This window comes from Paraburkholderia podalyriae (assembly GCF_014397785.1).
Taxonomy (GTDB): domain Bacteria; phylum Pseudomonadota; class Gammaproteobacteria; order Burkholderiales; family Burkholderiaceae; genus Paraburkholderia; species Paraburkholderia podalyriae.
The window spans coordinates 68,255-88,971 of record NZ_VZQQ01000008.1 but is presented as its reverse complement, the minus strand read 5'-3'; the positions used below and the strand labels follow the sequence as shown (position 1 = coordinate 88,971).

20 protein-coding genes are annotated in these 20,717 nt (G+C 60.1%); 13 read left to right on the top strand and 7 right to left on the bottom strand.

Features of this window, described 5'->3' with window-relative positions:
• Positions 1-12 precede the first annotated feature (12 nt).
• The 6 genes from doeA (at position 13) to F6X42_RS11560 (ending at position 4,727) form a co-directional block, all read left to right on the top strand.
• The gene (doeA, locus tag F6X42_RS11585) at positions 13-1,233 is read left to right on the top strand and encodes an ectoine hydrolase DoeA (RefSeq protein ID WP_187634344.1); all 1,221 of its coding nucleotides are present in this window, start codon (positions 13-15) and stop codon (positions 1,231-1,233) included.
• 65 nt (positions 1,234-1,298) lie between these two features.
• Positions 1,299-2,390 carry an alcohol dehydrogenase family protein gene (locus F6X42_RS11580; protein WP_187634343.1) on the top strand — a complete coding sequence of 364 codons (1,092 nt, stop codon included), beginning with the start codon at positions 1,299-1,301 and terminating at the stop codon, positions 2,388-2,390.
• A 567-nt stretch (positions 2,391-2,957) separates the two neighbouring features.
• Entirely contained in the window at positions 2,958-3,224 is a 267-nt protein-coding gene (locus F6X42_RS11575; RefSeq protein WP_187634342.1) for a hypothetical protein, read from the top strand.
• Between the two features lie 248 nt (positions 3,225-3,472).
• Positions 3,473-3,958: an Hcp family type VI secretion system effector gene (locus F6X42_RS11570; RefSeq protein WP_187634341.1), complete on the top strand. Its 486-nt coding sequence runs from the start codon at positions 3,473-3,475 to the stop codon at positions 3,956-3,958.
• A 12-nt stretch (positions 3,959-3,970) separates the two neighbouring features.
• A complete protein-coding gene (locus F6X42_RS11565) occupies positions 3,971-4,489 on the top strand; it encodes a DUF2778 domain-containing protein (RefSeq protein ID WP_187634340.1) in 519 nt (172 codons plus the stop codon).
• Complete coding sequence (locus tag F6X42_RS11560; protein ID WP_187634339.1) at positions 4,470-4,727, top strand: hypothetical protein; 258 nt, start codon at positions 4,470-4,472, stop codon at positions 4,725-4,727. Before F6X42_RS11565 ends, F6X42_RS11560 begins: the two co-directional genes overlap by 20 nt.
• A gap of 57 nt (positions 4,728-4,784) precedes the next feature.
• On the opposite strand, the gene F6X42_RS11555 is transcribed toward F6X42_RS11560, so the two are convergent.
• The 7 genes from F6X42_RS11555 to ehuR all read right to left on the bottom strand — a co-directional run bounded on the left by F6X42_RS11555 (position 4,785) and on the right by ehuR (position 13,120).
• Positions 4,785-6,182 (bottom strand): aspartate aminotransferase family protein, encoded by a 1,398-nt coding sequence (locus F6X42_RS11555; protein WP_187634338.1) that lies wholly within the window; start codon positions 6,180-6,182, stop codon positions 4,785-4,787.
• 35 nt (positions 6,183-6,217) lie between these two features.
• A complete protein-coding gene (locus F6X42_RS11550) occupies positions 6,218-7,750 on the bottom strand; it encodes an NAD-dependent succinate-semialdehyde dehydrogenase (protein WP_187634337.1) in 1,533 nt (510 codons plus the stop codon).
• 166 nt (positions 7,751-7,916) lie between these two features.
• Positions 7,917-8,408: an Lrp/AsnC family transcriptional regulator gene (locus F6X42_RS11545; RefSeq protein ID WP_187634336.1), complete on the bottom strand. Its 492-nt coding sequence runs from the start codon at positions 8,406-8,408 to the stop codon at positions 7,917-7,919.
• 7 nt (positions 8,409-8,415) lie between these two features.
• A complete protein-coding gene (gene doeB / locus F6X42_RS11540; RefSeq protein ID WP_187634335.1) occupies positions 8,416-9,453 on the bottom strand; it encodes a N(2)-acetyl-L-2,4-diaminobutanoate deacetylase DoeB in 1,038 nt (345 codons plus the stop codon).
• Between the two features lie 54 nt (positions 9,454-9,507).
• Complete coding sequence (locus F6X42_RS11535) at positions 9,508-10,512, bottom strand: cyclodeaminase (protein ID WP_187634334.1); 1,005 nt, start codon at positions 10,510-10,512, stop codon at positions 9,508-9,510.
• Positions 10,509-11,540: a hydroxyectoine utilization dehydratase EutB gene (gene eutB / locus F6X42_RS11530; protein ID WP_187634333.1), complete on the bottom strand. Its 1,032-nt coding sequence runs from the start codon at positions 11,538-11,540 to the stop codon at positions 10,509-10,511. The genes F6X42_RS11535 and eutB overlap by 4 nt, the downstream gene beginning before the upstream one ends.
• A gap of 182 nt (positions 11,541-11,722) precedes the next feature.
• On the bottom strand, positions 11,723-13,120 hold the full coding sequence (gene ehuR, locus F6X42_RS11525) for a MocR-like ectoine utilization transcription factor EhuR (protein ID WP_187634332.1): 1,398 nt from the start codon (positions 13,118-13,120) through the stop codon (positions 11,723-11,725).
• 212 nt (positions 13,121-13,332) lie between these two features.
• On the opposite strand from ehuR, the gene F6X42_RS11520 reads away from it, so the two are divergent.
• From F6X42_RS11520 to F6X42_RS11490, 7 genes are all read left to right on the top strand, one after another.
• Positions 13,333-14,082: an SCO family protein gene (locus tag F6X42_RS11520; RefSeq protein WP_312892627.1), complete on the top strand. Its 750-nt coding sequence runs from the start codon at positions 13,333-13,335 to the stop codon at positions 14,080-14,082.
• Positions 14,083-14,152: 70 nt separating this feature from the next.
• The gene (locus F6X42_RS45570; RefSeq protein WP_187634330.1) at positions 14,153-14,701 is read left to right on the top strand and encodes a Kelch repeat-containing protein; all 549 of its coding nucleotides are present in this window, start codon (positions 14,153-14,155) and stop codon (positions 14,699-14,701) included.
• A gap of 192 nt (positions 14,702-14,893) precedes the next feature.
• Entirely contained in the window at positions 14,894-15,352 is a 459-nt protein-coding gene (locus F6X42_RS46400; RefSeq protein ID WP_429534938.1) for a hypothetical protein, read from the top strand.
• Positions 15,353-15,733: 381 nt separating this feature from the next.
• Entirely contained in the window at positions 15,734-16,714 is a 981-nt protein-coding gene (locus tag F6X42_RS11505; RefSeq protein ID WP_187634507.1) for a glycosyltransferase family 2 protein, read from the top strand.
• Between the two features lie 545 nt (positions 16,715-17,259).
• Positions 17,260-18,525, top strand: coding sequence for a flippase (locus F6X42_RS11500; RefSeq protein WP_187634329.1), 1,266 nt, complete (start codon positions 17,260-17,262; stop codon positions 18,523-18,525).
• The gene (gene glf / locus F6X42_RS11495) at positions 18,515-19,612 is read left to right on the top strand and encodes a UDP-galactopyranose mutase (protein WP_187634328.1); all 1,098 of its coding nucleotides are present in this window, start codon (positions 18,515-18,517) and stop codon (positions 19,610-19,612) included. Before F6X42_RS11500 ends, glf begins: the two co-directional genes overlap by 11 nt.
• Positions 19,613-19,828: 216 nt before the next feature.
• Positions 19,829-20,707 carry a DUF707 domain-containing protein gene (locus F6X42_RS11490; protein WP_187634327.1) on the top strand — a complete coding sequence of 293 codons (879 nt, stop codon included), beginning with the start codon at positions 19,829-19,831 and terminating at the stop codon, positions 20,705-20,707.
• The last annotated feature ends 10 nt before the right edge of the window (positions 20,708-20,717 follow it).

Here is a 20,717-nt window from a genome sequence, read left to right as displayed (position 1 = left end):
AGAGAGGGGAAGATGCCAGATACGACGCAACACGAATCGCGAATTGGGGCGCCCGTCGTGCGCCTGCCGTTCGAACGCGACGAATACGCCGCGCGTCTCGCGAAGACGCGCAAGGCCATGCAGGCGGCCGGCATCGAGCTATTGATCGTGTCGGACCCGACCAACATGGCCTGGCTCACCGGCTATGACGGCTGGTCGTTTTACGTGCATCAGTGCGTGCTGCTCGCGCTCGATGGCGAGCCGGTCTGGTTCGGCCGAGGTCAGGATGCGAACGGTGCGAAGCGCACCGTCTTCATGCAGCACGATCAGATCGTCGGCTATCCGGATCATTACGTGCAATCCACCGCGCGACATCCGATGGACTACCTCGCGCGCGACGTGATCGCCGCGCGCGGCTGGGCCCATGCGAAGATCGGCGTCGAAATGGACAACTACTATTTCAGCGCCGCCGCGTATCGCTCGCTGGTCGCGCATCTGCCGGACGCGAAATGGCAGGACGCGACCGGCCTCGTCAACTGGCAACGCGCGGTCAAATCGCCGCGCGAGATCGAGTACATGCGAGTGGCCGCGCGCATCGTCGAGAAGATGCACGCGCATATCGTCGAGCGAATCGAGCCCGGCATGCGCAAGAATGATCTCGTCGCGGAAATCTACTCGGCAGGCATTACCGGCATCGAGGGTCATGGCGGCGACTATCCGGCGATCGTACCGTTGCTGCCGACAGGCGCCGACGCGGCCGCCCCGCATCTGACCTGGGACGACACGCCGTTCGCGAAGGGCGCCGGCACGTTCTTCGAAATCGCCGGCTGTTTCAAGCGTTATCACTGCCCGCAGTCGCGCACCGTGTACCTCGGCAAGCCGCCGAAGCATTTCATCGAGGGCGAGCGTGCGGTGGTCGAAGGGATCGAGGCAGGGCTCGCCGCGGCGAAACCCGGCAATACCTGCGAGGACATCGCCAATGCATTTTTCGCGGTGCTTCATAAATACGGCATCGAGAAGAACAGCCGCTGCGGCTATCCGATCGGCGCGAGCTATCCGCCGGATTGGGGCGAGCGCACGATGAGCCTGCGCCCCGGGGACAAGACCGTCCTCGAACCCGGCATGACGTTCCATTTCATGCCAGGCCTGTGGCTCGACGACTGGGGCCTCGAAATCACCGAGAGCATTCTGATTACGCGGACCGGCGTCGAGACCTTTTGCAGGACGCCACGCAAGCTGTTCGTTAAACCGTGATCGCGCGGGCGTCGTGCCCGCGAGAACTCGCGAAGCACGACGCCCGTTTCAACGAGAGGGGAAACATGCTTCCGAAAACGATGAAGGCCGTCGTGCTGAACGCGCACGGCGGCCTCGACAAACTGGTCTATCGCGACGACGTGCCGGTGCCCTCGTGCGCGGCTGGCGAGGTGCTGATCGACGTCACCGCATGCGGTCTCAACAATACCGACGTATGGGTCCGCCAGGGCGCCTATGGCACCGACGACGATCCGCAAGCGGTGTCGACGTGGCGACGCGGCCGCTCGACGCTGACGTTTCCGCGCATTCAGGGCGCGGATATCGTCGGACGCGTGGTCGCGGTGGGTCGGGGCGTCAGCGACGCGCGTATCGGCGAGCGCGTGATCGTCGACGCGTCGATCTACAACCGCGACGACGACAGCCTCGCCGACATCGACTACATCGGCCACGGCCGCGACGGCGGTTACGCCGAATACACGGCCGTGCGCGCAGAAAACGCGCATCGAGTCGACTCCACCTATTCCGACGCCGAACTCGCCACGTTCTGGTGCGCTTATCACACTGGCGAGCAGATGATCGAACGCGCGGCCGTCAAGCGTGGCGAAACGGTGCTGATTACCGGCGCGTCCGGCGGCGTCGGCTCGGCGATCATCCAACTATGCCGCGCGCGCGGCGCGATTCCTTATGCGGTCGTCAGCAAAGGCAAGGAAGAGGCGGTGCTGGCGCTCGGCGCGCAAGGCGTGATGCTGCGCGACAGCGGCGATTTCGTCGCGGACGTAGAACGGATGACCGAGGGCCGGCCCGTCGACGTCGTTGCGGATCTAGTTGGCGGGGCGCTATTCGGCAAGCTGCTGAACGTACTGCGGCCCGAGGGGCGATATACGACTGCGGGCGCGATTGCAGGTCCGGTCGTGCAGCTCGATCTGCGCACGATGTATCTGAAGCAGTTGCAGTTGAATGGATCGTCGCAGGGCACGCGTGGCGCGTTCAAACGCGTGCTCGACTATATTCAGAACGGGACGATCCGGCCAGTTCTGGCGGCAACTTATCCGCTGTCGAAATTTCATGACGCGCAGACGCGGTTCATGGAAAAGCGCTTTGTGGGGAATATCGTCGTGATTCCGGATCGGCATTATGGCGACTCGGTCGCGCGCTAACGCTCGATGCAATAAAACCGCCGGCCGCTGCAATCAATCCTCGACGATGAACCAGGCACACTGCGAGCCCGCCCTTCAAGGCGGGCTTTTTTTCGCGCCTAGCAATCATTAATTGTTGTCAATTTACAATTTTCTTTGCCTTGAATCACCGTCCAGTCCTGCATCATTGGAGCAGCGTGGCTATAGCGATTTTATGAGAATTCGCAACGCGCTTCTGCATACCGTCACCATTCCCGCGCAGTTCGGGGCTTCACGCTTCTGGAACAATTGAGGTCATCACGTATCGCAACACTTGCCCGTAGGCTCTTAAAGGTGGTGCTCTTCATCGGCCTCTTTTGTCTCGCCGTGCCGTATGTCCACACATACCCGTGGCCGATGCCTGAAAGTCAGTCCGTGACGTGGTGGCGCGCTTCACGCTCGCTCGGTGTCCGTGATCCCCAGGACTTATATTTCACGGTTTGGTCAGTGATTGATCTGATCGTCGCCGCTTTAGCATATGTGACGATCATGAGGCTATGGCGACACTACCGGACCAAGCGCCCGAACAACGCCTAGAGGTCATCAACTATGGCAACGCTTGTCCGTAGACTTTGCAAGGTTGCGCTGTTTATCGGGTTATTTCTTATTTCCGTTCGTTATATCCCGCTATCCAACAAGTGGACAGCAAGCGAAGCACGTGCGTGGTGGCGTGCTTCGGATTGGCTCGGTATTGAAGATCCCAGCGATTTGTATTTCGTGGCGTGGCTGACTATCGAACTGATCGTGGCAGTACTCGCCTATGTGGCGATCATGAGGCTATGGCGGCGCTACCGACGCAATGACTCGCGTGCATGATGACCAGCACCATCCGACCCGCATCGCGCGGGTCTTTTTTGCCTGTACGCTGCGCTCGATCAGATTGCACTCTCACTGCTGGCTTCCGTTTGTGAAAGAACGTCAAATTATTAATAGTGCATAGCTTACGTATTGCTAACCATCGGTTTTTCGGGTAAAAAAATTATTCGTTCGCGTAACGCGTATCTCATTAAAAGCGAGGTCGCAATCATACAGCGCTCATTTAACCATTTAAGGAAAATATAGAAATGCCAATTCCCGCACATATGTGGCTGAAAGATGATGGCGGCGCAAACATTAAAGGGTCATCGACCGTTCAGGATCGCGAGGGAAGCATTGAAATTATCGGTTTTGGACACGGGGTGAATCTGCCGGTTGATGCTGCTAATGGCAAGATCACCGGCGCGCGTGCACACTCGCCGGTCTCGTTCGAAAAGGAGTTCGATGCTGCGACGCCTTATCTTTATAAGGCCGTGGCGAAGGGTCAAACGCTGCAATCCGCCGAAATCAAGTGGTATCGCATCAACGATGCGGGCAAAGAGGAAGTCTATTTCCTGATGCTACTCGAAGGCGTGAAGGTCTGCGGCATTAATCCCGGCATGGCAAATACCAAGCTGGATCAGGCATCCGCGCTCAATCACGTCGAATCCGTCTCGATGATGTACGAGAGCATCACGTGGCACTATCTCGACGGCAATATCAAATACACCGATTCATGGAATGAGCGCGGATAAGCGGGAGTGACAATGGCTGTTACCGGTAAGTTCATTATTGATAACCAATGGCTGGCACCACTGACAATCTTCGGGGTCGGCACATTCAACGCATATTCCGGAAACGCTCAATACCGCAATCGGGGCGGCTGCACGGCGGTGCTGGGAAACGGTCCGCTTCCCGCAGGCAAGTACTGGATCGTCCCGCGCCCTACTGGCGGCGTGCGCTCTGCGGTAGAAACGTGGCTAAATGATGAGTTCAATCATTACTCGTCCCACCCGACCGATCACAGTGAATGGTTTGCACTGTATCGCGACGATGGAAAAATAGACGATTACACATGGATCAACGGCGTGCGGCGTGGAAACTTCAGGTTGCATCCGGCTGGCGGTCGCGGTCTCTCACTTGGCTGCATCACCTTGCCGAGCCGTATCGATTTCGTGAGAATCCGCACCGCGCTACTGCACACCACCACTGTTCCGGCCAGAAATTCCGGGATCAAGGCATACGGAACAATTGAGGTCATCACGCATGGCAACACCTGTCCGTAGGGTGCTTAAGGTCCTGCTGTTTATAGGTCTGTTTCTTCTGTCATTCCGTTTTGTCCGCCCCTACGACGATGGGTGGACCGAGTCCGAGATGCGCGCATGGATACACGCTTCGGAGGTGCTAGGTATCCGCGATCCAGAAAACCTGTATATCGGCGTATGGATGTCTATCGAACTGATCGTGGCAGTACTCGCCTATGTGGTGATCATGAGGCTATGGCGACACTACCGCACGAACTAAACGAAAACCCCGACCGCAAGATAACAGCGGGCCGGGGCTCCCTTTCACCTCAGTCCATCAAAGCGAAGCAGCCGGCGTAAACACCTGCGACGCCACCTCATCCACCGCCTCGCGCGTCAGCTTCACGATTTCATCCACATCACTGCGCGACGTCACCAGCGGCGGCGCAAAGCCGAGAATGTCGCCGTGCGGCATCGCACGCGCGATCAGACCGCGCTGCATCGCGGCAGCCGACACACGCGGCCCGACCTTCAGCGCCGCATCGAACGGCGTGCGGAGATCCTTGTCGGCCATGAACTCCAGCGCTGCCAGCATGCCCGCGCCGCGCACTTCGCCGACGAGCGGATGCGAGTCGAACGCCGCATGCAATTGCTCGAGCAAATAAGCGCCGGTTTGCGCCGCATTTTGCGCGAGGTTCTCGCGTTCGAGAATCTCGAGATTCGCGAGCGCCGCGGCCGCGCAGATCGGATGGCCCGAATAGGTCCAGCCATGCCCCAAAGCACCCGATTCCTGCGACGCCTTATCGATGACGTCCCATACCCCTTCGCTGACGATCACGCCCGACAGCGGCGCATACGCACTGGTCAAACCCTTCGCGACGGTGATCAGGTCGGGTTGAATGCCGTAGTGCTGCGCACCCATCTTCGAGCCGAGCCGGCCAAAACCACACACCACCTCATCGCAGATCAGCAGGATGTCGTGCTTCTTCAGCACCTGCTGGATCGCGGGCCAGTAACCGGCCGGCGGCGGTACGATGCCGCCCGTGCCCATCACCGGCTCGCCGATGAAAGCCGCGATCGTGTCGGCGCCTTCGCGCGCGATCAGCTTTTCGAGTTCGTCGACGCAGTACGCGACGAACTGCGTTTCGTTCATGCCGGCCGGCGCGCGACGATACCAGTGCGGACACACGGTATGCTTGACTCGCTCGATCGGCAGATCGAAGAACTGATGGAAGCTCGGCAATCCCGTCAGACTACCGGTGACGATGCCCGAGCCGTGATAGCCGCGATCGCGCGAAATGATTTTCTTCTTGTTCGGGCGGCCCTTCACGTTGTTGTAGTACCAGACGAGCTTGATCTGGGTTTCGTTCGCATCCGAACCGGACATGCCGTAGTACACCTTCTTCATGCCCTGCGGCGACCAGTCGATGATGCGCGACGACAACTCGATGATCGTATCGGTCGAGTGACCGACATACGTGTGGTAATACGCGAGCTTCTTCGCCTGCTCGTAAATCGCTTCTGCCACTTCGGTGCGGCCGTAGCCGATGTTCACGCAATAGAGTCCGGCAAATGCATCGATAAAAGTCTTGCCTTGATGGTCCTCGATACGGATGCCTTTCGCGCCGGTCACGATCCGGCCCGGCAGCGCGCCGCTCGCGTGGTCGTGCGCGTGCGTCGACGGATGCATGAAATGGGCGCGGTCGGCGTTCAGCAGTTGATCGAATTGAGTCATGGGTCGCTCCTTCGTGTGATGTCTGGATGAATGAATCAGTAGGTTCCGGCCGTTGCGTCGGTCGCCATCGCGTGTGCCGCGGCACGAGCCGGGGCGCTGTCGCTGACCGGCAAGCCGAGTTGGCCAAGGCAGAAATAACGTGTCTCGACGAACGGCTCGAAGCCTTCGACGCCGCCTTCGCGTCCAAGCCCCGACGACTTGATGCCACCGAACGGAATCGGCGCGCCGGTGAACTTCGCGCCGTTGATGGACACCATCGCGAAGTCGAGGCGGCGGATCAGTTGAAACACGGTGTTCAGATCTTTCGCGCACACGTAGGCAGCGAGTCCGTACTCGGTGTCGTTCGCGCGCTCGACCACTTCGTCGAGCGAATCGAACGGCGTGACCGCCGAGATCGGCGCGAAATTTTCTTCGTCGTAGATGCGCATGCCGGGCGCCGCGTCGGCGACCACGGTCGGTTCGAAGAACCAGCCGCCGCGTTCGTGCGCCGCGCCGCCTACCGTGATGCGCGCGCCTTTCTCGCGCGCGTCGGCGATGCGCTGCACGGTCGTGTCGAACGCCGCCTGGTGCATCAGCGGGCCGACGTCCACGTTCGGGTCGAATGCGCCGCCCACCTTCAACGCCTTCACGGCATCGCTATATCGCGCGACGAACGTTTCGTACAACGGACGCGCGACGAAAATCCGGTTCGCCGCGCAACAGTCCTGCCCCGAAGTCTGAAACTTCGCCGCGACCGCGACGCGCACGGCCTGCTCGAGGTCGGCATCTTCCGTCACGATGAAAGGCGCGTTACCGCCGAGTTCGAGCGCGGTCTTCTTGATGCCTGCTTGCGCGGCCGTCTGCATCACTAGCGCGCCGACGCGCGTGGAGCCGGTGAAGCTGACCGAGCGCACGCGGCTATCTGAAACCAGCGTTTGCATCGTCATTTGCGGCTCGCCGAGCACGACGTTGAACACGCCCGCCGGAAAGCCTGCTTCCTCAGCGAGTTGCGCGAGCGCGAGCGCCGAGAACGGCGTTTCGTACGCGGGCTTCGCGACCACCGTGCACCCAGCGGCCAGCGCGGCGGCGGCCTTGCGCGTCAGCATCGCGCACGGGAAATTCCACGGTGTTATCAGGGCGGCCACGCCGACCGGCTCGACGATCGTGCCGAGATGCGCGCCATCGATATGCGTCGGGATCGTGCGCCCATTCAGGCGCCGCGCTTCATGCGCGAACCATTCGACGAAGCTCGCACCGTACGCAATTTCGCCGCGCGCTTCGGCAAGCGGCTTGCCCTGTTCGAGCGACAGAATCGCGGCGAGATCCTGCTGATGACGCAGGATCAGCTCGTGCCAGCGCAACAGCAACGCCGAGCGTTTGGCGACCGGCACCCAGCGCCACGTGTCGAATGCGCGCTGCGCGGCATCGATCGCGGCGGTGATCTGCGCCGCGTCGAGCATCGGCACATGGCCGAGCACTTCCTGATTCGCGGGATTCTGCACCGCGACGCTCGCGGCGCTCGCGCTATGAACCCAGCGTCCATCCACGTAGCACAGCGATTTGAATAGGACGGGATGACCCAGCAACATGACGACCTCCTGTGTTCGATGTCTGCTATCACTGTAGGTCCGGAGGCACTGCGGTTTTTTTTGTTGTCGCTTGTCGAAGACTGCGTTTTTTCTGCAATTGGCCGTATGGCTAGCGATTTTTCGGGTGGGGCTTGTCGTCGTACTTCGACCGCATTTATCGCGCCGCTCAGCCGTTGTCTCCAATCGACTGCTCCGCCCATTCGGGTAAGCCTTCGGCTCTGCTTTTGACCACCTTCGTGACGATATAGGTGAAGTACTTTTCGATGCCCAATTCGTCGGTGAGCAACGTATCGATGAAGCGCTGATAGTGGTCGATATCGCGCGACAGCACGTGCATCACATAGTCCACGCCGCCGCCCGTCGCCAGGCATTGCACGACTTCGGGCGCGGCCGCGATGCGCTCTTCGAAGCGCCGCATGTCGGGCGCGGTATGACGCGCGAGCGTGACCTCGACCACCACGCGGCTGCCTTTGAACGCGCGCGCCCAATCGATATCCGCGCGATATCCGCGAATCACCCCCTCTTCTTCGAGCCGCTTCACGCGCTCCCACGCCGGCGAAATCGACAGATTGATTGCTTCGGCGAGGCGCGACTTCGTGATGCGCCCGTCGCGCGCGAGAATGCGAAGAATCGCGAGATCGTAGCGGTCCAGTTTCATCGCGCGCTCAGACCGTTACCGGTATGCCGCGTTCGAGCACGTCGGCGACCACTGCAACCGTGTCGCCGCTCCGCACGAGCCCGGGGAAATGCCGCGCGGCCAGCATGCCGCCGCGTCGCGCGCGATATTCGATCGGCGCGGCGCCGGTGCGCTTCGCGTCGTAAACCCGCGCGATCACCTCGCCGCTGTCGACCATGTCGCCGAGGTCCTTGCACAGTTCGAGCAGGCCGTCGTGCTCGCTCGTCGTGTAGCAGGTGCTGTCGGGCATATCGAGCAGCGTCGTCGTGCGCGGCGCGCTCGCGCTTGAGTGACCCATTGCTTCGTCTTGCCTGATGATTCCCGCATGTTGTAGAAAGCCGCGCACACCGCGCTCCGTAATCGCAACGCTGTGCATGGTTGCAGTGCCACCACCGCCAAGCTCGGTCGACACGAACACCTTGCCCGCTTCCTCGACGGCCGTGTCGTAGAGGCCGACGCTATCGAGTTCCAGCATCCGCATCGAGTACGGCGCGCCGAATGCGCGCATCGCCGCTTCGCAGCGCGCCTGCTGCGTCGCGTCGGGCAGAACGTGAATGGCGGCGAACGGCACGAAGTCGAGCGTGCGCCCGCCCGCATGCAGATCGAGCACATAGTCGGCGAGCGGCAGCAGATAGCGCTGAAAATAATCGGCGATCTTCTCGGTCACGGTGCCGTCCGGCTTGCCCGGAAAGCTGCGATTCAGATTGCCGCGATCGATCGGCGACGTGCGCGTGCCCGCGCGAAACGCCGGGAAGTTCATGAACGGCACGATGATGACTCGCCCGCATACGTCGTTGGCCTTCAATGTGCCGGCGAGCTTCGACAGCGCAATCGGGCCTTCGTATTCATCACCGTGATTGCCGCCTGTTAGCAGCGCGGTCGGCCCCTCGCCATTGCGGATCACGGTGATGGGGATCATCTCCGCGCCCCATGCGGAGCCGTCGTGTGAATGTGGCAGCTTCAGGAAGCCGTGCTGTTCGCCGTCGGCGTTGAAATCGACCGTCGGTTGAATCGGGGATGCCCGCATCTGTGCTCCTCCTTCGTGAGCCGCTGGTCGCGGCGTATTGCCGTTCATCGCGCGTCATTTCACCGGCGCGTCGTTGCCAAATGTCGTTCCCGCCTTCGCGGCACGCGCGCGCTGCAATGCGAGCGCGGCAATCGCGGTGTCCTGTGCGCCCGTCCCGGTCAGATCGCAGATCGTCACGTCGGCGTCGCTCTCGCGGCCCGTGGCCTGTTTCGCGATCACCTGACCCAATTCGACGACGGGCGCATCGTCACGCATCGCGCCCGCGGCGAGCGCGTGATGCAGTTCGCCGAGCACCCGCGTTTGCTGCGCGCGGTCGCACACGTAGCGCGCCGCCGCCAGCGCGGCTGGTGAGATTTCGTTCTTGTGCTCGGCGTCGGAGCCCATCGCCGTGATGTGGAGGCCCGGATGCAGATCGGCGGCTTCGATCAGCGGCGTGCGGCTCGGCGTCGTCGTGATCGCCACGTCAGCTTCGACGAGCGCATCGTGAACGCTGGCCGCGACGTCGCATCGCACGCCCAGCGTGTTGTTCACTTCCGCGCAGAAACGTAGCGCGCTCGCCGCGTCGCGTGCCCAGACGCGCACGTGTTCGACGCGGCGCACCAGCATCAAGGCCCGCAATTGCAGACGCGCCTGCTCGCCCGCGCCGATCACCGCGACTCGCGGCGTGAGCGGTTTCGCGAGCCAGCGCGCCGCGACCGCGCCGGCGGCCGCCGTGCGTATCGCGGTCAGATAGCCGTTGTCCAGCAGCACCGCTTCGGTTAACCCAGTCGTCGCCGACAGAACCAGCATCAGGCCATTCAGGCTCGGCAAACCGAGTGACGGATTGTCGAAAAAGCCCGGACTAACCTTGATCGCGAAGCTGTCGAGGCGAGGCAGCCATGCGGTCTTCACGTCGACTTCGCCGTTGTGCGCGGGCAGATCGAGCCGCAGGATTGGCGGCATCGCGACCGCTTCGGTCGCGAGCGCGACAAAGGCGGCTTCGATCTGGTCGATAGCGGCGAGATCGAGCGGCACGAGTTTGCGAAGCTCGGCTTCGCCAAGGAGTGTGATCGAGGTCATGATGCGGTGTGTGAGTTCGATGGCGTAGCGGCTTGCGATGTTTCATTGCCGACGATCCGCCGATGCAGATCCATATCGATGTTCGCGCCCGTCACGACGAGCACGAGCGGCCCGCGCGCGATGCGTTCAGCGGGCAGCGCGCGGTCGAGCACGGCGGCAATCCCCACCGCCGCCGCGCCTTCGACGACGAGCCGCTCCTGCCGATACGCATGCGCGATGCCACGCGCGATCGACGCCTCGTCGAGCAGCACGGTCTCGTCGATCAGATCGCGCGTCAGCGCAAACGTGTAGCGGTTTTCGAGTCCGATGCCGCCGCCGAGCGAATCGGCAAGTGTGTCGAGTTCCTCGACCAGCACCGGCTGACCGGCGGCGAGACTCGCATGCATCGCGGCGCCGCGCGCCATTGTGACGCCGGTCAAACCGATCGCGGGATTGGTGGTTTTCGCCGCGAGCGCGATGCCCGAGAACAGGCCGCCGCCCGACAACGGCACGACGATGTTCGCCACCTCGGGCAAGGCCTCGACGATTTCGAGCCCGATCGTGCCCTGTCCGGCGATCACGTGCGGATCGTCGAATGGCGGCACGTAGGCATAGCCTTCGTCACGCGCGAGCCGCAAGGCTTCGTGCTCGGCTTCGTCCTGGCTTTGACCGGTAATCCGCACGTGCGCGCCAAGCGCGCGCACCGCGTCGACCTTGTTCGCGGGCACGAGGCGCGACAGACACACGGTCGCTTCGATACCGAGCGTGCGCGCCGCATGTGCGACCGCGCGGCCATGATTACCGGTCGATGCGGTCACGACCCGAGTGCAACCCCGTTCGGCCAACTGCGCGAGCGCATTGGTCGCGCCGCGCAGCTTGAAGCTGCCGGTCGGCTGCACGGTTTCGAGCTTCAGATAGACCGGCGTGCCCGCGTGCGCCGACAGGCTCGGCGATTCGACGAGCGGCGTACGGCATACGCGGCCGTCGATACGGCTGCGCGCGCGGTAGATGTCGGCTAACGACAGATCGGCTGACGGTGGAACGGACATGCACGAGGCCCTGCATCAAGGAGGTCGATTCGAGATTCGATGCGGGCACGGCTATCGCAGACAAACCAGACATTCGCGGCCGCATCGCTTTCCATGCAGCCCAGTCTAGTGTTCTAAAAAAGGATTTTTATTGTCCTAGTTCATTTCGAGCAGCGCGTTACGCAATCCGCGCACCTGCGCAATCAGTTGAAATCGTGCACTTGCGGGTATTGCTCGAACACTTCGCACATCGTTTCGAGCGCGGCTTTATAGGTGTCCTCGCTGACCTCCGCACCGACGCAAACGCGCACCGCGTTGGGCCGATCCGCGTCGCGCACGAGGAACGGATCGGGCGACGTTACCGCGATGTCGCGGTTGCGCAGTTCGCGCACCAGCCGATCGGTGCGCCAGTGATCGGGTACCCGCAGCCACGCCGACAACGCCTGCGGATGCGAGCCGAGCACGTATTTACCGAGCGTCTGCTGCAATTGCGCCTGACGCCGACCGAGCCGTTCACGCTGGATTTCGACGAGCCGCGCGGCGGTGCCATCGACGATCCAGCGAGTCGCAACCTCGGCCATCGGCGGCGTCGCCATCCAGCTGCTGACGCGCAGCACGCTTTCGGCGCGCAGCGCGAGCCGGCGCGGCGTGGTCATATAACCGATGCGCAAGCCGGCCATCACCGACTTCGTCAAACTGGTGCAGTAAAACGAAAGCTCGGGAATCAGGCTCGAAATCGGCGTGGCATGTTTGGCGGGCAACGGGCCGTACACGTCGTCCTCGATCACGTAGACGCCATAACGTTCGGCGATTTTCGCAATCGCGCGACGCCGCGAGTCGGGCATCAACGCGACGGTCGGATTGTTCAGCGTCGGCGTGCAGACGAGCGCCGAGATGCGCTCGCTGTCGCACATCTCCTCGAAGTGCTCCGGGTGAATGCCGTACTCGTCGATTTCGAGGCCCTTTAGCGTGAAGCCGAGTACGTTGGCCGAACCTATCACGCCGTGATCCGTCAAGCTTTCGCACAGCACGGTGTCGCCCGGCCCCACCAGCGAAGCGAGCGCGAGAAAGATGCCGTGCGCGGCGCCGTTGGTGACGAGCAGCGTATCGGCCGAAGCCGGCATGCCGAGCGACGCGAGCCACGCGACGCCCGCCTGGCGATGATGCTCGAAGCCAGCGATCGGCCGGAACGCGCGGATCCACGGTTGATCGTCGAGCGTCGACAGCGTCGCGCAGACCTTGCGCCACATCGCATCGTGCTCGGGCGTATGAATGATGCGCGCGATCGAAAAGTCGACCACCGAGCGCTCGGCCGTATCGAGCATGTAGCTCGACATCGTTTCGGTGACGCGCGCCGCGACGAAGCTGCCGCGCCCGACCTCGCAGCGGATCAGTCCCTGACGCTCCAGCTCCTTGTACGCGTTGGTCACGGTCTGCACGCTGATCGCGAGGTCGGCGGCGACGTCGCGCTGCGGCGGCAGGCGCGCGCCCGGCGGCAGCGACGCGCTTTCGATGTCGCCCGCAATCGCCTTGACCAGCCGCTTGTACTTCGATTCCACGCCGTGCACCGCGCGCACGGCCTCGCGCCATTGCTCGATCACTGCTGCTCCTCCGTTGTGGCGGACGCTGGCTCCAGATGGAGTCGCGTCGTCTTGCCCGATCTCCATAGTGAGGCCAGAACGGGGCGGAAAAATATTGTCCTAGAGCAATTCGCGGAAAAAATTGCGGGTAGGCCAAGATTTGAGTCGATCCCGCCTGACATGCTCACCGCGAGGTTGCGATCAGAGAGCCAGCGAGTTGCGTCGCACCCGCAATGAAAAGCTGCACTCCTTTCTCATCGAGTGCGCGCAACGGCATTTTTGTTCCGATTGGCGTCGCGCATGGGTCGGTTGCAATGCCTGGCGTTTCGATACATCGACACGTTCAGATCAACTATTGTCGGGCGCAGGGACGGCACTGCGAGGGTGGTGACATGACCGCGTGGACTCGCCGAGACATATTGCGCGCAACCGCTTTGGCCGCGGCGGCGGGGGTAGCGGCGAAAGTTCATGCCCAGCATGGAAACATGGGGCCGGTCAGACCGCCGGTCCGTCTCACCGATGTTTCGGTAGTCGACCAGACTGGCACGACCCGAACGCTCGAAGCGTTGTTGCGCGAAGGCATCACCGCGGTGCAGACGATTTACACCGGTTGCAGTTCGGTTTGCCCCCTACAGGGAACGCTATTCGGCGCCGTTCAGGAGCGGATGCTGCAAGCCCGTACACGCTATCCCGTCCGCTTGCTGTCGATTGGAATCGACCCATTCGGCGATGTACCGTCCGCGTTGCGCGCATGGCTCGTGCGTTTCAATGCCGGTCCGCGATGGAATGCGGTCGCGCTGGCGCCAGATGACGTCGACCGGACACGAACTGAGTTGGCGGGGAGCGCATCGCTGCCACGCAATGTCGCCGATCATTCGACCCAAGTCTATTGCTTCGATCACGACGCGTTGTTGCGCTGGCGCAGCGCTGATCTTCCGCGAGTCGAAGAAGTTTGTGATGTTCTCGGTGTACTGGGAGTTTGAAGTGATTTGCCTAACCAAAGTTGCCGATCACACCGGCCATGTCATGTAACCCGGAAGAGGGGGCGTCGCGATGAATCGGAATCTGTTTCCAGCAAATTATCCAAAGTCGTCAGCAACGGACAAAAAGACGTTGGCCCTGATCGTCCTCGGGTCGATGTTGATTGCGACGAGCGGGGATGTAACAGCGCAGACCACGCCGCCGTCGCAGTGGTCTGCACCGATTGCTTTGCCACTCGTGCCGGTGGCAGCGGCTAATCTGCCGAATGGAAAGGTGCTGGTCTGGTCGGCTGATAGTCCGCTGGATTTTACTGGCGGTGAAGTGAATTTGAGCAGGCACGAGAACAACGGGGGCACCTATACCGCGATCTTCGATCCGGTGGCGCAAACGAGCACGCAGATGTTGGTCACCAATATCGGCCACGACATGTTTTGCCCTGGAATCGCCAATCTTCCCGACGGTAATATCCTGGTGACGGGTGGATCGAGTAGCGCCAAGGTCAGTGCTTTTAACCCCGACTCAGGACACTGGACCTCCCAGAAACCGATGAACATTCCCCGAGCCTATCAAGGCAGCGTGACACTGAGCAACGGTGATGTGTTTGTATTGGGGGGCTCATGAAACGGTGGGCTGGGAGGCAAGAGCGGAGAAACCTGGAGCAAATCGGGCTGGCGACAGAACACCGCGGTCACTGCCAACTGGGGCGACCCTGACGTCACAGACGATGCGGAGGGAATATATCGTGCGGACAACCATATGTGGTTGTTCGCGGATTCCAACGGCACGGTTTTCCACGCTGGACCGAGTCGAGCCATGCAGTGGATCGGCACCGCAGGCACCGGCAGCATATCGGCGTCGGTAAATCGCGGCGCTGACAATGACGCGATGACCGGCAACGCGGTCATGTATGACGTCCGCAAAATCCTCGCGGTCGGTGGTGCGCCTGACTACGGAAACGACTACGCGACGTCGAACGCGACATTGATCGATATCAGCAGCAGAGCGGCGAACACGCGCACGATCGCGCGATTCTGGAGTCGCCGTGCCCGGTTACTACATGTTATTCGCCGTCGACGCGAACGGGGTACCGAGCGTCTCAACCACGATTCGAATCCACTGATGACACGCGCCTTGAATCGGGCCGCCTTTACGCTCTGCGTGACGGCGGCCCGATTTCTGGTTGCCGTCAAACCGGCGGCAAATGGCATGGATTCATCGCAATACCCTCAAACAAACGCGACAGACCTTCAGCGCTTCAGGTCAGTACTCTGAATGACGTCGCGACAACGACTATATTCCAACTCTGCCTTCCGGCTGATCGCCCGCAACGTGCGTGATGAAATGTCCCGTTCGTGCGTGGCTGTTTCAGGCTGTCCGGACCATCATCCTGACCTTGCCTTCTGCAGCATGGGCTCCCCGGTCATCCCCGCTGGGATTGCCGGGACAAACGTCGTTACGGTCTTCACGACAACGATAGCGACGAAGATTGAGGTTTGGCGTAACCACGTCGGCTCCCGGGCAATGGTCATGCAGCAGAAGACCCAACGACCGGTCCAGTTCGAGATCACCGAGCCGACTCGTCAGAGCAAACTGGCGATTAGAATAAAGGGCATCGTTTTGCCCTGTGAAACCGAAACTTCCAGGAGCTTGTCCATGTCCGCACCGAGAATCAGCGTTCTGTTGCCGATCTACAAGGTCGAGGACTATATCGAAGACTGTCTGGATTCCCTGCTGTCACAAACCTGCACCGATTTCGAAATCATCGCCGTCGACGACAGCAGCCCCGATCGCTCAGGTGAAATCGCCGCTCGCCTGCTCGCACAACAGGATCGCATTCCGTGGAAGTTGATCAGAAACACCGACAATAAAGGGCTCGCCGAAACGCGAAAGATCGCTGCATCGGAAGCGCGGGGCGAGTACGTGCTCTGCGTTGACAGCGACGACCACGTCCATCGCGATCTCATTCGCACCGTGCTGCGCGAAGCCGACCAGTACGACGCTGATGTCGTCATTTTCGCCGCCGAACACGTCAGCCCCGATGGCGTCGTCAACGATCGCATCGACTCCGGCGACTGCATCATCACCGGCGTGGAAGCCGTCCAGAAAATTATGGAACTGAAGCTGCAAGCCTTTTGCTGGAACAAACTCGTGCGCCGGTCCATCTTCGTCGCAGCCGAGCATCCATGCGGCCTTATCTACGAGGACCTTTGCGTGTCGGTGCAGACGCTCGCCACCGCGAAAATCGTGCGGCTCATTCCGGACAAGCTTTACTCATACATGTTCCGCGAATCGGCAATCTCGAGACGCTTCAACCCGCACGTCGTCGACCTCTTTGTCATCATTGACGGGGTTGAAAAACGTACCGCGTCCCTCCCGATTCCCGACTACAAGCGTCTCTTCTTCCGGCTCAAATACGTCTTCGGATACCGCACGATCGCGTTTCAAGCGGCCACCACCGCGCCGAGCTACCACCTCGCGAGCCCAATTCTATACAGCGTTTCGAAGAAACTGCGCGTGAAGGACCTGCTCGGTATGTATACCGACGGGCGGCCGAAGCTGTCCGTCGTCATGACCATGCTCAAGATCCATCCATGGATCTTCTATTGCTTCGTGAGACGCTTCAATCGCCGCTGACTCAGCAGAATCGGCCATCTGGCACATAACGCTGAACGCGTTGGAAATGCACGCACAACGCTACGGCAAGCGCCGGGAACATGGATTGCACCCTCAGTCGTACTGCGCATTGAGGGCACGAAGCCGCAGCGTGCGCAACGACTGCTGCGGAACTGATTGATACCGGGGCCCCCGGGAATTTGAAATCTATTTTAAGTGCTTATTAATGACAGGTCGGGTCGCGCCAATTGACTGCTGTCGATCGAATTGAGTGCGTCTGCGCTTGTTCATGGCGGTGACTACGCACATACGACATATATGATGGACTAAGGCCGCGCTTGTCCAGGAACGGGATGCATCACTGTTGGTAGTCTCGGATGAAAATCGCAACGCACTATCGGGGGTTTCCTCGGCCGACGAAGCCGGGAAGCCGGGGCGCCAGGACTAACTGGCGTCGGCTTGATCGGGCACCCGCTTCCGCGGAAGCCTTACGCGCACTCGCCAGGTGGAATGAAAGACACGTTTCCAGGCGGTCCTCAATCGATGTATTGAAAACGGGCTAACTCATGGCGAATCCACTCCGACAGAACATCGTCGCGCTGACAATTCTGCAAATAGCCAACATGCTGCTGCCGCTTGCAACATTTCCCTACCTGTTGCGCGTTCTGCGCCCGGGACACTTTGGAGCATACGTCTTCGCGCAAGCCATAGTTGGCTATCTCGTGCTGCTGACGGAGTACGGTTTTAACTGGTCATCGACTGCCTACGTCGCACGGGTTCAAAATGATCGGTACGCGGTATCGAAGATCTTTTGGGCAACGCAAGGCGCAAAGGCGCTTATCGCTGTGGTCTACCTCGCCATCCTGCTGTTAGCGGCTTTCTTCGTAGCAAGACTGCGCGAATTGCTGCCGATTTTGCTGGCTACCTATCCGCTCGTTATTGGAACGGTGCTGTTTCCACAGTGGCTTTTCCAGGGCCTGGAGCGGATGATGTTTACAACGATCTCGATCTTGAGCGCGCGGTTGCTACTGCTTCCGCTAACGTTCTTCCTGGTGCACTCGCCGGCCGACACGTGGATCGCCTCGCTTATCAGTTCGACGAGCATGGTTGCTGCCGGACTCGTCGCATCGATCCTGATCGCAAAAAACGGGATGATTATCGCGATGATGCCGAGCAAGGCCGACATCATCGAGGCGCTTCGTGAAGGCTGGCACACGTTCATTTCCACGGCCGCGATCAGTCTGTACACAACCACCAATAGCGTGGTGCTTGGATTTCTTGCCGGAGACGTCGCTGTCGGCTACTTTGGCGTAGCCGACAAGATTCGGAACGTCGCGCAAGCGCCGCTTGGACCGCTCTCGAACGCAATATGCCCGCGTGTGACGGCACTCTTTTCCGAAGACTCCGCAAAGGCGTTTGCGCTGGTGCGCAAGTTGTTTTACTTGCTGGGCTCGACCATGTTACTTGCTTCGGTCGCGCTTTGGGCCGGCGCCGAGTTGATCGTTCGTATCGCAATGGGCCCCGGGTACGAACCGGCCGTCGTCGTCCTGAAGTGGATGTCCCTGATGCCGCTGCTCATCGGTCTGAGCAATGTATTCGGTATTCAGGTGATGCTGCCGCTCGGCATGAAGAAGAAAGTCAGCGAGATACTAATCGTCTCCGGCTTTTTCAATCTTGCCCTTCTCTTTCCACTTGTATCGCTTTACGGCGCTCAGGGCGCGGCAATGTCTGCCCTCGCCACCGAATTTGTCGTCACGACCTCAATGGCTCTCTACCTGATCAAATGCGAAGTTCCTGCTTTCCAGACGAGGATGCACAGAGATGAAATATGACTTCCTTATCGTAGGCGCCGGCTTTGCTGGCGCAGTCTGTGCCGAACGCCTGGCGGCAAGCGGGAAGCGCGTGCTCGTCATAGACAAACGGAATCATATAGGCGGCAACGCATATGACCGTGAAGATGAGAACGGCGTGCTGATCCATCCGTATGGCCCACATATCTTTCATACGAACAGCAAGCGGATATTCGAATACTTGTCGGGTTTTACCGATTGGCGCTTCTACGAGCATCGCGTAAAGGCTTGTATAGACGGGGATCTCTATCCAATACCGATCAATCGCACGACGATCAACACGTTATACGGCCTCGATTTGAACGAGCAGGCCACCGTGGCGTTCCTGGAGTCGGTACGTGAACCGCGAGAAACCATCTCCACCAGCGAGGACGCCGTGCTCGGCAGCGTTGGCCGCGATCTATGCGACAAATTTTTCCGTGGCTACACGCGCAAGCAATGGGGACTCGATCTGTCTGAACTGTCTGCGGGTGTCGCTGCGCGAATCCCAACCCGTTCGAACGACGACGACCGGTACTTCACCGATACTTTTCAATTTATGCCGGCGCAAGGCTACACCGCGATGTTCGAAAAGATGCTTGGCAGTCCAGATATCGACGTACGACTGTCGACCGACTATAACGAGGTGAAAGCGAGTATCGAATGCGGCCACCTTGTGTACACAGGACGGATCGACGCATATTTCGGCTATCGCTTCGGCAAGCTTCCGTACCGCAGCCTGCACTTTCAACACCAGCATCTGAGCGACGTGGAGCGCTTTCAACCGACAGGCACAATCAATTATCCGAACGATCATGAATATACAAGGATTACGGAGTTCAAGCACCTCACAGGGCAACAGCATCCGGGGACTTCGATTGTAAGAGAGTATCCGCGAGCCGAAGGCGATCCGTACTACCCGATTCCACGCAAGGAAAACGAGGCATTGTTCATGCGCTACAGCGCGCTTGCTGAGACAGTTGCCGATATCACTTTTGTGGGCAGGCTGGCGCAGTATCGCTATTACAACATGGACCAGGTCGTTGGTGCGGCGCTCAAGGCCGCAGAAGGACTCATCCAGGGAGCGTGAATAAGGGAGTTCTAGCTGGCAAGCGAGAGCTTGCCTGGGATTGACTGGAACAATTCGGAGCATATGGTTGAACGTGTCTGCCTTCGCCTGCGCATGGGCGCGCCATAGTAGTTGTTTCATGGTTTCGCGCGATCGGCGTCGGTCAAATGCAATTCTTCGCGGTGACTGTCTTTCCGTGTCCCGTAGTCTGCTCTCAACGCATAGGGAGATTGAGAGATGAAAAAGTACCTGGTCGTGCTGAGGTGTGGAGACCGCTCCTTGCATCCGCAATGGTTCAGCGGCGGAAAGACTCCGAGCTTTGATTTGATGCTGAGTTACTACGGGAACAACGAAAATTATGCGGACGTCTTTGCTAAAACCATACATCGATTCAAAGGAACGAAGTGGGAAGGTCTTCACGACTTCATGTTGCGAAACGCCCAATCGATCTCGCAATATCGCTACATCTGGCTCCCGGACGACGATATCCTGACGGACGTTCAAACGCTGAACGAGTTCTTCGAGTACGTGGACCGAGAGAATTTCGCGCTCGCGCAACCGTCTCTCGACGAGAGAAGCTACTTCAGTCACTCAACGACGTTGCAAAACAGGGCGTTCGAATTTCGCGAAACCAATTTCGTGGAGGTGATGGTGCCATGTTTCTCGTCGAATGCTTTGCATGCGATCAAAGACAGCTTTGAACGAACCAAAACCGGCTGGGGTCTGGATTACCTGTGGCCCAAACAGGTCGCTTCACTGGGGAAGGTTGGCATTGTTGACCGTTTTGCCGTGTTCCATACACGCCCGGTCGCTTCGGCTGACCACAGCATGGCATGGTCTGAACTGAATCAGACGCTCGGGCAATACGGGATGCGCGCGTCGATAAAGGTCCGGCGGGGCAGAACACGCGATGCAGGCAAGACATATGCGAGCGGTCGACTCGGCAATCCCACGTTGTTCATCCACGCAGTAAAAGGCAGCCATCCTGTGCGACGGAAAAATGTCATCGCTTATATGGGGTTGTTGAAAGAGTATCTTCCGTGGCTGCACTATACCAAGCGCAAAACGCAGCCATACTATCGGGCTCCGGATAGACGTTCAAGCCCTTTAAAGTGATAACGCGGGT